At 38.5% G+C, this 15,782-nt stretch carries 15 protein-coding genes and 1 tRNA gene; 9 read left to right on the forward strand and 7 right to left on the reverse strand.

The features are described from left to right. Window positions 1-127 precede the first annotated feature (127 nt). Both DUT70_RS20490 and DUT70_RS20495 read right to left on the reverse strand, forming a co-directional pair. The gene (locus DUT70_RS20490; protein ID WP_113649238.1) at window positions 128-856 is read right to left on the reverse strand and encodes a LytR/AlgR family response regulator transcription factor; all 729 of its coding nucleotides are present in this window, start codon (window positions 854-856) and stop codon (window positions 128-130) included. After that, window positions 853-1,941, reverse strand: a complete 1,089-nt coding sequence (locus DUT70_RS20495) for a sensor histidine kinase (protein ID WP_113649239.1) — start codon at window positions 1,939-1,941, stop codon at window positions 853-855. Before DUT70_RS20495 ends, DUT70_RS20490 begins: the two co-directional genes overlap by 4 nt. Before the next feature lie 168 nt (window positions 1,942-2,109). Here DUT70_RS20495 and DUT70_RS20500 point away from each other — a divergent pair, with 168 nt between their 5' ends. From DUT70_RS20500 to DUT70_RS20525, 5 genes are all read left to right on the forward strand, one after another. Continuing rightward, a complete protein-coding gene (locus DUT70_RS20500; protein WP_128353413.1) occupies window positions 2,110-3,144 on the forward strand; it encodes a hypothetical protein in 1,035 nt (344 codons plus the stop codon). A gap of 340 nt (window positions 3,145-3,484) precedes the next feature. After that, a complete protein-coding gene (gene purB, locus DUT70_RS20510) occupies window positions 3,485-4,831 on the forward strand; it encodes an adenylosuccinate lyase (protein ID WP_113649242.1) in 1,347 nt (448 codons plus the stop codon). Between the two features lie 131 nt (window positions 4,832-4,962). Further along, window positions 4,963-5,511: a NifU family protein gene (locus DUT70_RS20515; protein ID WP_113649243.1), complete on the forward strand. Its 549-nt coding sequence runs from the start codon at window positions 4,963-4,965 to the stop codon at window positions 5,509-5,511. Window positions 5,512-5,682: 171 nt separating this feature from the next. Further along, window positions 5,683-6,114, forward strand: a complete 432-nt coding sequence (locus DUT70_RS20520; RefSeq protein WP_113649244.1) for a hypothetical protein — start codon at window positions 5,683-5,685, stop codon at window positions 6,112-6,114. 28 nt (window positions 6,115-6,142) lie between these two features. Continuing rightward, window positions 6,143-6,583 carry a hypothetical protein gene (locus DUT70_RS20525; protein WP_113649245.1) on the forward strand — a complete coding sequence of 147 codons (441 nt, stop codon included), beginning with the start codon at window positions 6,143-6,145 and terminating at the stop codon, window positions 6,581-6,583. Between the two features lie 13 nt (window positions 6,584-6,596). Here the strand turns inward: DUT70_RS20525 and DUT70_RS20530 are convergent, their stop codons facing one another. The 5 genes from DUT70_RS20530 to DUT70_RS20555 all read right to left on the reverse strand — a co-directional run bounded on the left by DUT70_RS20530 (window position 6,597) and on the right by DUT70_RS20555 (window position 11,610). Then, window positions 6,597-7,391 carry an inositol monophosphatase family protein gene (locus tag DUT70_RS20530; protein ID WP_113649246.1) on the reverse strand — a complete coding sequence of 265 codons (795 nt, stop codon included), beginning with the start codon at window positions 7,389-7,391 and terminating at the stop codon, window positions 6,597-6,599. Between the two features lie 3 nt (window positions 7,392-7,394). Next, a complete protein-coding gene (locus tag DUT70_RS20535) occupies window positions 7,395-8,549 on the reverse strand; it encodes a prolipoprotein diacylglyceryl transferase (protein ID WP_113649247.1) in 1,155 nt (384 codons plus the stop codon). 471 nt (window positions 8,550-9,020) lie between these two features. Further along, complete coding sequence (gene mtaB / locus DUT70_RS20545; RefSeq protein ID WP_113649249.1) at window positions 9,021-10,343, reverse strand: tRNA (N(6)-L-threonylcarbamoyladenosine(37)-C(2))-methylthiotransferase MtaB; 1,323 nt, start codon at window positions 10,341-10,343, stop codon at window positions 9,021-9,023. A 78-nt stretch (window positions 10,344-10,421) separates the two neighbouring features. After that, window positions 10,422-11,024 (reverse strand): hypothetical protein, encoded by a 603-nt coding sequence (locus DUT70_RS20550; protein WP_113649250.1) that lies wholly within the window; start codon window positions 11,022-11,024, stop codon window positions 10,422-10,424. A gap of 22 nt (window positions 11,025-11,046) precedes the next feature. After that, window positions 11,047-11,610, reverse strand: a complete 564-nt coding sequence (locus DUT70_RS20555; protein ID WP_113649251.1) for a UbiX family flavin prenyltransferase — start codon at window positions 11,608-11,610, stop codon at window positions 11,047-11,049. Between the two features lie 208 nt (window positions 11,611-11,818). Here DUT70_RS20555 and DUT70_RS20560 point away from each other — a divergent pair. From DUT70_RS20560 to DUT70_RS20575, 4 genes are all read left to right on the forward strand, one after another. After that, a tRNA-Lys gene (locus DUT70_RS20560) sits at window positions 11,819-11,891 on the forward strand. Between the two features lie 127 nt (window positions 11,892-12,018). After that, on the forward strand, window positions 12,019-13,257 hold the full coding sequence (locus DUT70_RS20565; RefSeq protein WP_113649252.1) for a helix-turn-helix domain-containing protein: 1,239 nt from the start codon (window positions 12,019-12,021) through the stop codon (window positions 13,255-13,257). A 210-nt stretch (window positions 13,258-13,467) separates the two neighbouring features. Continuing rightward, on the forward strand, window positions 13,468-13,875 hold the full coding sequence (locus tag DUT70_RS20570; RefSeq protein WP_162926686.1) for an MmpS family transport accessory protein: 408 nt from the start codon (window positions 13,468-13,470) through the stop codon (window positions 13,873-13,875). A 291-nt stretch (window positions 13,876-14,166) separates the two neighbouring features. Continuing rightward, the gene (locus tag DUT70_RS20575) at window positions 14,167-15,717 is read left to right on the forward strand and encodes a T9SS type A sorting domain-containing protein (RefSeq protein WP_113649254.1); all 1,551 of its coding nucleotides are present in this window, start codon (window positions 14,167-14,169) and stop codon (window positions 15,715-15,717) included. Window positions 15,718-15,782 lie beyond the last annotated feature (65 nt).

Below are 15,782 nucleotides of genomic sequence, written 5' to 3' on the forward strand. Positions count from 1 at the left end.
TACAGTTGTTAAAACTGACACTACTGTTGTTGATTCAACTGTAAAACACTAAGCCAAAATTTAGTGAAAGCATAAAAAAGTCCCGCAAATGCGGGACTTTTTCATTTTACTGCCTTTTTGATAAATGCTAGATTTTTCGTCCCTGACTAAACCTTAACGAGTAGCGCTCTAAAAAATCCATACGGTAAATTTCACCAATAGGGATTTCAAACTGGTCAATATATATTGTACGCGCATCAAACGATACTACATGATTAATATTCACAATGTAGGACTTACTCACCCTACAAAAACTAGGCGAGCTGATCTTTCTTTGAATGTTCTTCAGGTTCATCGCCGTAATTAGCTTTTGACTTCCACTATAAACAATCACATAATCCTTAAGCCCTTCAATAAATTGGATATCCTTAAAGTTGATTTTATACTGCCTTCTATCTGCTTTAATTAATAAGTAATCTTCCTCATCTGTCTCAGCAGCGCCTTTAGGTGTTTTGGCAAGTAGCAATTTCTTATAAGCTTGTGCTTTATCAATGGCTTTTGCCAAACGTTCTATACCTATGGGCTTCAGCAAATAGTCAAAAGCATTTAACTCGTAACTTTTTAAAGCGTATTGTTCATAAGCTGTGGTAAAAATGATCATGGTTTGCTTAGAGATTTGAGCAGCAAACTCCAACCCCGTTACTTTAGGCATCTGAATATCCAAAAAAATCAGATCAACCTCATTCCTTGCTAAAAAATCGGAAGCCAGAAAAGCACTGGAAAATTGCCCCACGATTTCCAAATCCGAAACTTCTTTTATCAGCGCTTGCAGGCCTTCTCTGGCCAAAGGTTCATCATCTACAATGATACAGGTCATATCGGAATGATTAAATTTACTATATGTTCTTTCGCAGATGTTTCAGAAGTAAGATGATAATTATGGGCGTACAACAGTTGCAGTCTTCTTTTAATATTGGCAAGCCCCATCCCCCCTCTTATCGACGGCGGTTGCAATCCCTCGTTACCAACAATTGAATTGATGCATCTAAAATGCAAACGATGCTCATCTGCTACAATCAATAAATGAACATAACTATGTCCACCAGTAACATCAGCACTATGTTTTACGGCATTTTCTACAAAAGTAGTAAAGAGGTTAGGAGGCAATAATATGGTCCTATCTCCATGACTAACGTCAATGTCAAACGTAAAATCGTCACGCCTTATCTTTTCCAAATTCAGGAAGTTTGATAAAAAATCAAGCTCAGCGCTAAGGTTTGTATACTCCTCATCATTGTCGTAAAGCTGATAGCGCAAAAAATCAGATAATTTCAAAATCACCAACGAAGCTTTTTGTGGATTTACCTTGACCAGGGTGTTTACATTGTTCAGCATATTAAACAAAAAGTGGGGATTAATTTGATTTTTAAGTCCATTCAGCTCCATTCTTAGCGTAATATTTTTCAATTCGCTAATTCGTTCATTGTCCTTAATCCAACGTTGTACCAATTTAATAGTAGTTGAAACCATGATGAAAGGCACAAAAAACACCACGCCAGAAACAATTACCCTCGTTAAACTGATTGGATGCCTCTCCAAAATACGATGAGGTTCAAAATACTGCTCTATAACGGAAAACATAACCGACATGACCAAAGCCAACAACACCATTAGTACGGTTAAATAAGCAATGTACATGCCCTTAAAGAAAAACATGGGCACTAACAGATAGATATTGATATAGACTAAGAAGACAATTACCAAATAATACACCAACAAGCTATATTGTTCGTAACGATCACTATAATCACTGGTGGATTTTGCATTGGATAATATGAGCAGCAAACTAAGCAGCATAATTGCATGTCTCACATATCGGTAACGGCCATCAATCAAAAAACTAATCAGCTTTTTGTTCTGAAAAGCTTTTAAAGTATCATCTGCAGAAAAGTTGTCTTTCATATTCAAATCGCCTCAAAAATAGCGATATAAAAAACTTGGCATCGACATAAATTATACGAAATGGCATATAAATTATACCAAAGCCTACTTGGTATAAAAAAAAGCAAGCTTGGTATAAAAAGAAATAAAACCCGCAACACTTTCTTCTTTTTTGCAATAAAAACAAAAATGTATTTAAGATTAGCGAAATACTCCGAAAGACCACTCAACAAAATATTTACCCAAAATAAAGGCACCACTTTGTCTTTCGTTTTGTTGTTAATATATGGTCAATCTTTTGGGCAGAAAAAAGATAGTATTCCTGAAAAGATTACAGCATATGTCGCCGATAAATTCCCTTCGACCCGAGTACTCAACATAGAACACTATCAGTTAGCCTCTCACAAATTCAATTCGAGCTTATTAAATGGCCCACAAACCAGTGGTGAAATCAGCAACATGCACCAAACAAAGATCAACCTAAACCCCAATTTCATTAAAAAGAGAAGGTGGTCGTTAGGTGGGTCATTTAGCTATCGATACATGGGTGCAACTACCGTTTACACTAACCCCGACGATCAGCTGAAAACGATTGTAAAAAACACCTACCATTACCATACTTCCTCGCTAAATTTTGCCTATTTCGCTAAGCTTTTAGATAAAATGGTAGTTTATTCAGGTTCTGTGGTGGTTGACGGTAGTGAGAAAAATTTCGAAAGGGTAAAGGGCCTACTAACCGCTACCATGATACTGAAAGCCAATTTAAAAACCAAAATGACACTGGGCCTAGTGGGTATTGTTGATCCTAGTGCACAAATTCCAGTAATTCCAACCTTCTCATATGAACATAAATTTAGAGGCGATTGGATGCTTGATGTAGTTTTACCACAACGATTACTACTCAAAAAGGAAGTTTTTGGCAATGGCAGAGTTTCCCTTGGTGCCGAACTTGATGGAACGGGGCTTTATCTTTACCAATTCAACCGTTCCTCAGGAACTCACGAATTTAGACAGGTTGAAATTAACATGGGTGCTATTTACGAACATTATTTTGGCGGTTCATTTATAGGAACCATTAAAACAGGCTACAAGAGTATTACGTCGGGAAGGGTGTTTGAAAAGAGCAAATCCTTTGACAATTACCTTTTTGAGGCCAAACCAAATGGTGCCATGTATTTAAATTTAGGTGTTTCCTTTAATCCTTTTGCAAAAAGCAAAAAGTAAACTTTCTAATCTAATGATGAATGACATTAAAATTTTTAAAACCAATGTAGGTTGCCCGAAAGATGCTAGCTACATTATGCGTTGTTTACAAGAACTGGTTTTCGGTTGCCAAATTAACTTTGATTTGCAAGACTGCGACAGAATATTACGCATTGAGGGAAAACGCATTTCGTCTCGAAAAGTAGTGGAAAGCGTTAAAAAACTGGGTTATCAATGTACTGAACTGTTTTAATTCACTAAACTGTTCTATTATCGTGTTGCATTAGTCAATTTGCTTTTTCGGCTATGTTAATAGCCAACAAATGTTAACTTTGCACATCTTAATAAAAATCAGCAAAATATGACTTTATCTCCTCTACAAGCTATTTCTCCAATTGATGGCCGTTACAGAAAAACTACCGCTAAACTTGCCGACTATTTTTCTGAGTACGCATTAATCAAATATCGCGTTTTGGTAGAGGTAGAATATTTCATTGCCTTAGTTGAAGCCAATTTGCCAGGGACTGAAAACTTTGATAAAAATCTGTTTCCACAGTTGAGAGACATTTACCAGTCGTTTAACGAAGCGGATGCTCAAAGTGTAAAAGACACCGAAAGTGTAACCAACCACGATGTGAAAGCGGTTGAATATTTCATCAAAGCTAAATTTGATGGATTGAACCTGCAAGCCTACAAAGAGTTTATCCATTTTGGATTAACTTCACAGGATATCAATAACACAGCTATTCCTTATACTTTCAAACTGGCCTTAACAGAAAGTTACGTTCCTGCTTTGGAACAGCTGATTGAAAAATTAAGCCAACTAGCCGAAGAATGGAAAAATGTACCCCTATTGGCGCACACCCACGGACAACCAGCTTCGCCAACCAAACTTGGCAAAGAGTTTATGGTGTTTGTAGAGCGCTTGAAAGTACAGTTAGCCACATTGAAAAACATCCCCAACGGTGCAAAATTTGGTGGTGCTACAGGAAATTTCAATGCACATTACATTGCTTACCCTCAAATTAACTGGGTTGATTTTTCTAACAACTTTGTAAATAATGTTTTAGGATTAAGCAGAGCCCAATACACGACACAAATTGAGCATTACGACCAATTCGCAGCGCAATGCGATGGTTTAAAACGCATCAACAACATCATTATTGACCTTGACCGCGATATCTGGACCTATATTTCTAAAAACTACTTCAAACAAAAAATTAAGGAAGGTGAAGTGGGTTCATCGGCCATGCCACACAAGGTAAACCCTATTGATTTTGAAAATGCAGAAGGAAATGCAGGAATTGCCAACGCGGTGTTCGAGTTCTTAGCGGCTAAATTGCCAATCTCTCGTTTGCAAAGAGATTTAACCGACTCAACTGTACTTAGAAATGTAGGTGTGCCAATAGCGCATACCTTAATTGCCATCAACTCTACCATGAGAGGTTTAGGTAAAATTATCCTTAACCAACAGGCTATTGATGCTGATTTGGAAGATAACTGGGCAGTAGTGGCTGAAGCTATTCAAACCGTATTGCGTAGAGAAGCTTATCCTAACCCATACGAAGCTTTAAAAGCATTGACTAGGACTAACCAGAAAATCACAGCTGAAACCATTGCTGTATTTATTGATGGTCTAGAGGTGAACGATAACATTAAAGCCGAATTGAAACAAATTACACCATTCAGCTATACAGGCATATTTTAGTTGGTTTTTTGGCGTTTGGAATTTAAACCAGTCCCTAACCACTAATACCTAGCCACTAGTATAAATGACCTAAAATAGACATGACTTGGTATTGCAATTATATATTTTTGTATTTGTAAATTTGATTAGACATGACCATAAACGTATATACAGAGCAAACTCCCAATCCAGCAACCATGAAATTCATGGTAAACAAGCTTTTAATTAACGGCAGTGAAGATTTTGCGACTAAAGAAAGTGCTGAAAGCTCACCTTTTGCCAAAGAACTTTTCAAGTTCAACTTTGTAAATGGTGTTTTCTTCGCTAGTAATTTTGTAACGATCACCAAAACTGATGATGCAGAATGGAGCGACATTGAAGCTATTTTAAAAGAGTTTGTAAAGGGTGCTGTAGAAGCTGAACTGAAAATTAAGGATGCTGCAGATGAAGCTCCTAACTTTGAAGGTTCTGAAACTGAAATCAAAATCCAACAAATTTTGCACGACTACGTTCGTCCAGCGGTAGAGCAAGATGGTGGTGCCATTACCTACAAATCTTTTGATGAAGGCGTTGTAACGGTAGAATTAAGAGGTTCATGCAGTGGTTGTCCTTCTAGTACCATCACGCTAAAATCAGGTATCCAAAATTTATTGCAACGCATGGTGCCAGAAGTGAAAGAAGTAGTTTCTGAAGCATTATAAGAGAAAATATTGAATATAAATGATTACATGGGCCTTATTTTAGGGCCCATTTTTCATTAAAAAACTTTCCAATTAAAGGGAAATCCCTAACAAAACATCACTAAAATACCTATTAATAAGTATTTGAGCTTTTAAAGAAGATGGCGAGCTTTAACATAAAGTTAAATAACCATGAGCGCTATTTCAAAAATCAAATTTATCTTATTTGCTTTAGGCATTCTTATCACCTTCGGGTTTACAAATCCAAAAACGAACACCAAAGTTGGTGAATATTACTATGTAATTGTTCTGAAACACCGTTCGGATGAAAAGAAAATTTACATCACTGGACTTAACCGTTACGAGCCTTCGTGCGGCAAAGATTGGGAAACTGAAATTAAAGCAAGAAAAGCTTATGAGACATGGTTATTGGCCAATTACAATAAAACCAACAGCTATTATGATGGAGACAGCTATGGCGGGATTATTTTTGGAAAAAGTGAGAAAATAAGCAGTTATAATGACGCTAAAAGAAAAATGGACGAGTATGTTGCTCGCATAAAGAACAACAGCCCAAATGTAGAGTTTGTGTATACCACTTACGCTTACAGCTGTAATAAATAAAAACAGGCTATCTTCTTATCACAACAATATGAAAAAAATAGTACTATCACTTGCTTTTCTTTCCTTGGCTTTTACCTCAAGTGCACAAACAAAAGAAGAAACCATTACTTGGTTAACTGAAAAATTGAGTAAAAATGCCTACTGCGGTACCGCAAAAATCACCATCGTTACCATCAATGAATGTGAAATGGTTTTTTCAACCATTGATGAGCCAACAAAATGGTCGCAAGGAAAAGTATATCGAATTACAGCCCCAACATCAATCACTTCGTTAGGCCGCTTTGGGCAGCTACAATACTCTTTTGATGCCGCTAAAATATATAATGGAATGACGCAAAGCACCTATAAACAAAATTCAACGGATAATTATTTGTATATACAGGAGGGCGAAGAAAACTTAAAAAACAGGATAGAAAAAGCACTCAAACATCTAAACACTTTTTGTAAAAAGAAAGAAGAAACCTTTTAAAGTCGATAAATGCTTAATTAAAATGCTTTTTAATCGTATTCAGGATTTCCTGAGTGACTAAACCATTAGAAGCGACAATTTCTCGGGTTTGCAAATACTCATCGCCACCAGAAAAATTATGCAATTGTCCGCCAGCTTGTTTGACCAAAAACGCACCAGCAGCCATATCATAAGAATTAAGATTATACTCAAAATAAGCATCAAAACGACCACAAGCTACATAGGCTAAATCAACAGCTGCCGAGCCTATCCTACGTAAACCATGGCATTTCTGCATCATTTCCGTAAACAACTGAATGTATTGAGGCTGCTTATCAAATTGATAATAGGGAAAACCCGTAGCCAACAAACATTGTGATAAATTAGAAGACCGTGATACTCTAATTTCCTTATTGTTCAAATAAGCGGGAGCACCTTTGTAAGAGTAAAACATCTCTCCCCTATTAATTTCATATACCACCCCCAATACTGGCTCCGAACCTTCATAAAGCGCAATGCTGATCGAGAAAGTAGGTATTCCATGAATGAAATTAGTCGTTCCGTCTAAAGGGTCAATGATCCAGGTAAAAGGTTGATTGTAGGTGTTCTCCGTTTCATCCTCTTCAGTAATAAAACCAGCCTCTGGCAATACCTTTTTCAGGTTCTTCACCAACTGTCTCTCTGCAGTTTTATCTACATACGAAACAAGGTCATTAAGCCCTTTATATTCTATTTTGGCATCATCAAAACTTAAGGATTCCTTTCTAATAAAGTTACCTGTAAGCCTAGCAATGGCAATTACCTTGTTGCATAACAATTCGTAGTTCATTTGCTAATAGTTTGCTAGTTTATCTTTGTTTTTAGACGAATATGCGACTAGTAGTATGCCACCAATAAATAAAATCAATGAGATCAACTCAGCTTGTGTAAATGGAATTCCAGCTACGTTATACTTAGAGTTTACCCTGATCAATTCTACCAAGAAGCGTTCCACGCCAGCAAACATCATATAAATACCGAACATCACTCCTGGCACTTTTACCTTGGTTCTAATTTTCCATAAAAACCAGAAAATCAACAATGCTGCAATCACCTCGTAAATAGGCGTTGGATATACAGGCTGTGGCAACTCATTACAGAATTTACCCACACAGCCAGGAATAGGATTGCCCTCGCCCGCCACGTTGTTAGGATAAGTATAGGCCCACAACCAATCTGGCAACCAGCTAAAAGGCTTCGGGTTAAGGTTAACAATTCCCCAATCGCCATCACCAGAAAGATGACAGCCAATACGACCTACACCATAAGCCAACATCATCCCAGGTGCACCCACATCAAGCATATGAAGTGGTTTTACGCCATTTTTACGAGCAATATAAAGCACCGCAGCACCACCACAAATTAAACCTCCGTAAAAGGTTAAACCACTAAAAGAAAGCAGGCCGCCAATAGGATCGTTAATGAAAGTATCCCAATGCTCTAGGTTATCGAATATTTTAGCACCTAAAAAGCCCCATATGGCTGCCCAAACAATCATATGGCTCATCAATTCGTGCGGACGAACAGTTACCTCTACTTTTTTAGGCGTAGGTAGTTTAACTTTTTCCTTTTCTTTATAAGACCAGTACACAAAAAGTGCTGCCAGGCCCAAACCTCCCAATAGGTTTCCTTTGGTCGAAAGCAAAACGGATTGCGAATCGGCGACAAACAATTTGTAGTTCACCAATGCGTAAATCAATTTATAACCTATCAGAAAGCCAAAAACACCATTTGAAACTAATTCCCAAGTACTGGCAGGCTCGCCCACCACGGTCACACGCTTTGTAGGCTTAATCAACCCCAGCGCTTCCTTGCGTTGAAGCTCTTTGCTAAAAGCCCAATAAGCAGCCAAAAAGGCCAATGCTACAAATACACCAAACGTATTAAATGGCAAGGGCACTTCAATACCAAATAAATACGAAATAAAATGTGATACGGTTGGAAACATACGTAAAAAGTTTAGGCGAATATATAAAATTTGCCCATTCTTTTGCCCTTTTCACTAGCTTTTTCAGCCTTTACAAAGTCATTTTTAGAAATAGAAAAACAAGGTGCTGCGCTGGTTGTTTCGGCAGTCCCGCTATCCGCTTTACTTCGCTTTGCTGCGTGCTCGCTCCTATCGGGTTTAGCTGGCTGGCTTTGTGCACAGGTTTAAGTGTTATAAACCCGATTGGAATGGAAATCCTTTTTGATGCTGGGGAAAACCTCATAGGTTTGGGAGGGGAATCAAAAAGATTGAAATGTAAAGCGGGGCCAGCGTTGTGATCAACTACTAAGATTGCTTTTCAAAATAGATTTAGTAAAAATCAAACATTAAGGAATTAAGTATATTAAGTCTTCATTTTTCTTAATTCCTTAATGGTTAAAATTACAAAGACAGCTATTCCAATCTAAAATCGTAATTCGTAACTCGTAAATCCTAATGGTGTGCGTAAACCGTTTCTAGCTCGGCAACTTCCACTTCACCATCGGCAGTAAGGGCAACCAATTTAACCTCCTTCAATTCGTTAACCATTAAAGGATCGTATTTGGCTTTAACCTTCACATAGTTTTTAGTGAAACCATGCATGAAACCATTCTTTTGATCGTCTTCGAAAAGCACTTGAGCACTTGCACCCACTTGCGATTCGTAGAAAGCTCTACGCTTTTTATCAGACAGAATATGCAACATTTTATTGCGCTCAAAACGGGTGCTTCCAGTGACTTTGCCTTTCATGACAGCCGCTTCGGTTTGTTCACGCTCCGAATAGGTAAACACGTGCAAATAAGAAACATCAAGGCCATTCAGGAACTCGTAGGTATCCAAAAAATCCTGCTGAGTTTCGCCAGGGAAGCCTACAATCACATCAACACCGATACAGCAATTAGGCATCAGCTCTTTAATTTTAGCCACCCTATCCACGTAAAGTTCGCGTTGGTAGCGACGTTTCATTAGGCCTAAAATTTTATTAGATCCCGATTGTAAAGGAATATGGAAATGCGGTACAAAACGTTTAGAGCTGGCCACAAATTCAATAATATCATTGCTCAGCAAATTAGGCTCTATCGATGAAATACGGATTCTTTCGATTCCTTCTACCTCATCTAAAGCTTTTACCAAGTCAAAAAAGCGATCTTCTCTGTTACCATTCCTAATTCCAAAATCGCCAAGGTTTACCCCAGTAAGTACAATTTCTTTGACACCACTGGCCGCAATTTGTTGTGCTTTTTGCACCACACTTTCAATGGTATCGCTACGACTGCCGCCACGCGCCAATGGAATGGTACAATAGGTGCATGGATAGTCACAGCCATCTTGCACTTTTAGGAAAGTACGGGTTCTATCGCCAATAGAATAAGCGGCAATAAAATTATGATTCACCTTTTCAATATCTTGTTGGTGTACTACCGCCTTTGGTTGTTTGGTCAAATCGGTAATAAACTCTACAATACGGAATTTTTCGGCAGCGCCTAAAACCATGTCAACACCTTCAATCTCGGCAATTTCCTGTGGCTTAAGCTGTGCATAACAACCTACAATGGTTACGTAGGCGTTGGGTGAATATTTAAGTGCTTCTTTTACTACCTTCCTGCATTTTTTATCGGCATGGTCTGTTACTGAACAAGTATTGATGACATACACATCTGCCTTATCGGTAAATTCAACTACGCTGTAACCAGCATCGGTGAACAACCTGCCAATTGTTGAAGTTTCAGAGAAATTCAATTTACAACCCAGTGTATAAAAAGCTACTTTTTTCATTAAGGCAGCAAAGATACAAAAATGTACTTAGTTGTAAATTGCCTGCGGTAAGTTTTAAGTCATAAGTTAGGCACCTAATTACTTAGTCTCTTTCTTGATATGCTCGAAATAGTAATTATACTTTCTGATATATGACCTTAACATCTCGAAACTAAAATCTTTTTCCTTTTTAAAATCTTCTAATAGCTCAGGATAAGATTCAATGAGGGAATGAAAGTTCTTTTCTCTTTCAGCACGGGACCCAAATAAACCACTGGTTTTTATTTCCCTTAAACTATCTACATCAAAACCTGCGTACCAAAAAGACGTATTGCTACCAGGCATCATCACGCCAGTTGCTCCGTTCATCGATCCAGGATGATTATTTATTTTTACGAATAGTTGGATTTTCCCAAAAATTAAACGCTCTAAAAATTCTGGCTTTTTTGAAGCTGATACTTTGACAGCAACATAGTGGGTACTATCTTTTGCTTTAAAGTATTCTTTGTGTGCCTCAACATTAATAGGTAACGTTTCCTTTTTGCCCGTCTCCTGAAATTTAAATCCATCTAAAAAAGGTTTTTTGATTTTTCCTAAAAGTGTATCGCCAGCAAGCGTAACTACATAGTCCTTTTGTGCCTTTAACAAATTGACAGAAAATAACGAGAATATAATAAAAGCGCTAGTAAAGATTTTTTTCATGTTTCAAAAGTACATAGTTTGATTAATCGTTCCAACGGTAGCTTTCCTTTTCTAATCCTGCCAAATCAACGACTCTATCCACAACGGTTTGAGCCACTTCTTCAATGGTTTTAGGCAAGCTGTAAAAAGAGGGGTTGGCAGGACAGATGATTCCTCCTGCCTCAGTCACCAGCTTCATGTTCTGTAAATGAATGAGGCTGAAAGGCGTGTCACGCACTACAGCAATCAGCTTTCTACGTTCTTTCAAAATCACATCGGCTGCTCTGGAGATTAGGTCGTTGGAAATACCGTGGGCAATACGGCCCAGAGTTCCCATGGAACAGGGCGCAATAATCATGGTGTCGTATTTGGCAGATCCTGATGCAAAAGGGGCATTGAAATCGGTCTTGGCATAAAAATCAAATGGATAGTGCTCATAGTCCTTGTTGCCCAGTTCGTATTGCCAAACTTCCTTCGCATTGTCAGACATTACCACGCCTACTTTTTCTATTTGCGTCGACAGTTTAGCAAGACTATCTAACAATAACTTGGCATAAACTGCTCCACTTGCTCCTGTAACCGCTACTACAATTTTTCTCTTTTGCATAAGCACAAATATACAATGCCTATTTTAATGTGCAGGTAAAATCACAAATGTGACGTTTTAATGGACTAAAGAGGCTTTTGTGAGCTATACTAAATAGGCATATTGCAAATAATTCGACTAAAAATCAACGCAGTACAACTTATAAGCATTTTTTATTTGCAAGGAAAAGTGGATGTTTCTATATTTGCACCTCCTTAGAACGAAGGAAGATTCCGTAGCTCAGCTGGTAGAGCATTACACTTTTAATGTAGTGGTCCTGGGTTCGAATCCCAGCGGGATCACGAAAAGCCTCAACGAAAGTTGGGGCTTTTTGCATTTAAAGAAGCTTCTTCATTTACTAAACGTGTTAAAAAAATAAGGACAAAGAACTTGATGGTAAACTGCTGTTTGCAACCAACAAGGTAGAACTTGAATATATTTCATATTTTTGAGTTGATTAATAACATCGGGCTACCCATACAAAACAACAGCATGTTATACTTCACCAGCATTGCAATTTCATTATACCTGTTCGTACTCCTGGCAGTTAAGCCAAACAAAATAATTGCAGATAAACTATTAATGATTTGGCAGCTGGTAGCAACACTTCATTTAGCCAGTTTATATTTGCAGGTCTCGGGAAGCTATCGCCAATTCCCCAGTTTAATAGGCTGGGGAGATTTATTAGCACTCGTTCACGGGCCTTTTTTGTATCTATATATCCTTCATCTTACCACGCCAATAAAATTTAGCAAGAAAAAGTTACTTCACTTTTTACCTGTTGCTGTTGCCTATCTTTTATGGATGTCTTTTTTGCTACGAAACCCAGCGCAAAAACTATTACTTTATGATCAAGGCTTTTCCTCCGACTACTACAAAACCGCTGGATTCATCACGAATGTTGGCATTATCATTTCAGGAATTATTTATGTTTTAGCTGCAATGGTTTTACTGCATCGATACAAAGAAAAAATAAGCGAAGAATTTTCGAATACAGATAAAATCAGCTTGAATTGGTTGCGTTACCTTATCGCGGGTATCGCTGGAATTTGGATTTTCGTTATTTTTTATCCCACCGAAGAGAGTATTTATTTCAGTGCTTCTTTATACATCTGTTTTATTGGATTTTTTGGTGTGCGCCAACAGCAAATATTCAAAACAACTAACACGTCCTCTAATCTGATAACTGCCGAACATCCTACCCATGTAGGATCTTCACAAGAAGAAAACCTTTCTGAAGAGCTATCCAAAGAAATACTGTTGCCTGGTAAAATGAAATACGACTGGTCTTCACTTACCGCAGAAGAAGGTCAACGTATTTTCTTGCGACTCAACAAGGTAATGGAACAAGAGAAACTGTATAAAAATGCTGAACTAACACTAAGCAAATTAGCCGAAACATTAAAACTAAAAGATGCTACTTTGTCGCAGGTGATCAATTCTAAATTTAACAAGAGTTTTTACGACTATATCAACTCGCTTCGGGTAGATGAATGTGTAAAAATGATTGCTGACGAAAAAAACCAAAACTATACGCTACTGTCAATTGCTTTTGATTGCGGCTTTAATTCCAAATCATCTTTCAATCGCAATTTCCGAAAATTTACAGGCAAATCTCCCTCAGATTTCTTCAGAAAATCTATGGCAATAGAGCATCATAAAGCTTAATCAATACCCAATTCCTATTACTGGCATTAACCATTTCTTTTCAAGAACGACCTCATTGAAAAGAAATATCCGACTAATAGCCAAACATTTAAATGGAACACCCTTTCTAACTAACCAATAAAAAAGGTGCCACGAAGCCTCGTGGGGCGATTATCATTTCTTAGTGCTTCACCTTTGCCATTAAAACTCTGAAATTTTAAATCGATGATCATGAAAACAAAACTTTTTTTATTCTCCGCTCTAATTTCTACAATGGTGTTAACCTTGGTATCCTGCAAAAAAGACAAGGCTGATGACCCTACTAAGACTTATCCAAAAAATGTAAGCATTGAATACAAGTGCACAGTAGCTTCTGGCACCCCTAGCGGTTTAGATATAAGCTATACCAATGAAAACGGAGGTACAGATAGGCTCACTAATGTGGCATTGCCTTTTAGTAAAAAGATAAATCGAACCGTAAATGCTTATGATGACGTTTCTTTAGGTTTTATTGCTTTTGGCCCTGGAGGAATAAAGGGAGAGCTTTATATTGATGGAAAGCTGGTTGACTCCAAAACAGCATCATCAAATTCTGCCTCTAGTTCATTTACTGAATCTGTTTCATATATCTGGAGATAGGTTAAAACCTTGAGCAAGCTATCATCAGTTCAAAAACGATCTATTTTAAATATCGCTGTCAAATGAGATCTAAAAGCCTCAACGAAAGTTGGGGCTTTTTGCTTTGACAAGTGCTCAACAACATTACCACGCTCAACAAATATCTGCTGAACAGAAGATCTTCAGAAAGACATCTTTCAAACCAAACAGTCTTCTTTCTAATACATATAAGCAAAACAAAAGCTAAAATAGTATTAGGCCCTACAGTAAAACAGCGATTAACTTGTAACCAACAATTAATCGCTTATCGACATGAAAAAATCCCATCTCATTGGAGCTTTACTGCTATTTTTATTTTCTTTAAATGCATCGGCGCAGACCTTCTGGTCGGACGATTTCGAAGATACAGGATCGCCCTCCGTTGGAAGCCGTACCACATCAATAACTGAGTTCAAGTGTTCATCGGGCTTCTTCAAAAGGACTAATGGTTCCGACATCACCTGGCCAGACGCATTTACTGGATATAACAGCCTAAAATATTTTGGAGCGATGGACATCGACCGTGGCCCTTCCTGCGGCGGCAACAATACCATTTCACCTTCACAGTCTATCACTTGGTCTGGCATCAACATAACGGGCAAAACAGGCATCACCTTTAAGGGGCTGTTTGGAGCGAATTCGGCGGCAACATTTCAAGGCATCTTCTTCAATGATGCGACTAACAACTTTGCACTGGACTACATGATCATCGAGTATCGGATTGATGGCAGTCCAACCTGGCAGCAGTCGATTGCGATCTATCCCAACGATGCTACGGCAAATGGTGGAAAGATGGCTCGTGATACGAATGGAGACATGATTGGCGATGGTCCAGCCCTAGGAAGCGCACTTACCGAATTATCTGGTAATATTACTGGCACGGGCAACACACTTGACATAAGGATCAGGATTTTCGTCAACAACCAGACCCCAGGTGCAATGGCCTTTGATAATTTCCGCCTGATGACCACGGCCACAAACACCGCACCTACAGCGAGCAATGTAGCCAATACTGGAACATTGAAAGAAGGACAGACCTTGACTGGAACATATACATATGCTGACGCGGAAAGTAACGCGGAAAGTGGCTCAACATTCAAATGGTATAGGTCGGACAATGCTTCTGGACTGAATAAGTCAGCTATTGCATCAGCCTCATCCACAACATACGTACTGACCGCTTCAGATGTGAACAAATACATTTCCTTTGAGGTAACACCAAGGGATGGGGCGCTAAATGGTACGGCGGTCGAAAGTACATTGAGAGGCCCAGTAACACCGATAACCCTGCCCGTTGGCCTGATGCGTTTCAATATAGCTGTCAGGGAAAATTACATCCAGTTGAACTGGACTACGGCAGTTGAAAAGGACAACAGTCAATTTATCATTTACCGTAGTGGTGATGACGGGATATTCAGCGCTATTGGAAACGTTAAGGGCAGTGGAAATAGCTCGGTGGCAAAAGACTTCACCTACACCGACAGAACGCCAATGAATGGGAACAACTACTATAGGCTTTCACAGGTGGATGTAGATGGCACAGAAAATATATTGGAGACCAAATCAGTTTCCTTCGATATTGCAAAATCTGAAGTATCGGTATATCCGAACCCCGTTTATACCAATGCAAATGTATCGTTCAAAGCTGGCCTTTATGCTACGGCCAAACTGGTAGACAATAATGGAAAGATTCTGCGGACAATGCTTATCGCCGCAGATGCCTCCTTTCTTAATATTGACTTGTCGGGATTTGCCAGAGGAACATATAGCTTGGTACTATCAGGCAAAGGCAACAGAAACGCGATAAAAGTAATCAAGAAATAAACCATAAATAGGCCGCCTTCGGGCGGCTTTTTGTTATTCGACGATCTCAACCCGAACAGTTTACA

This window comes from Pedobacter chitinilyticus (assembly GCF_003313385.1).
In the GTDB taxonomy this organism is placed as follows: domain Bacteria; phylum Bacteroidota; class Bacteroidia; order Sphingobacteriales; family Sphingobacteriaceae; genus Pedobacter; species Pedobacter chitinilyticus.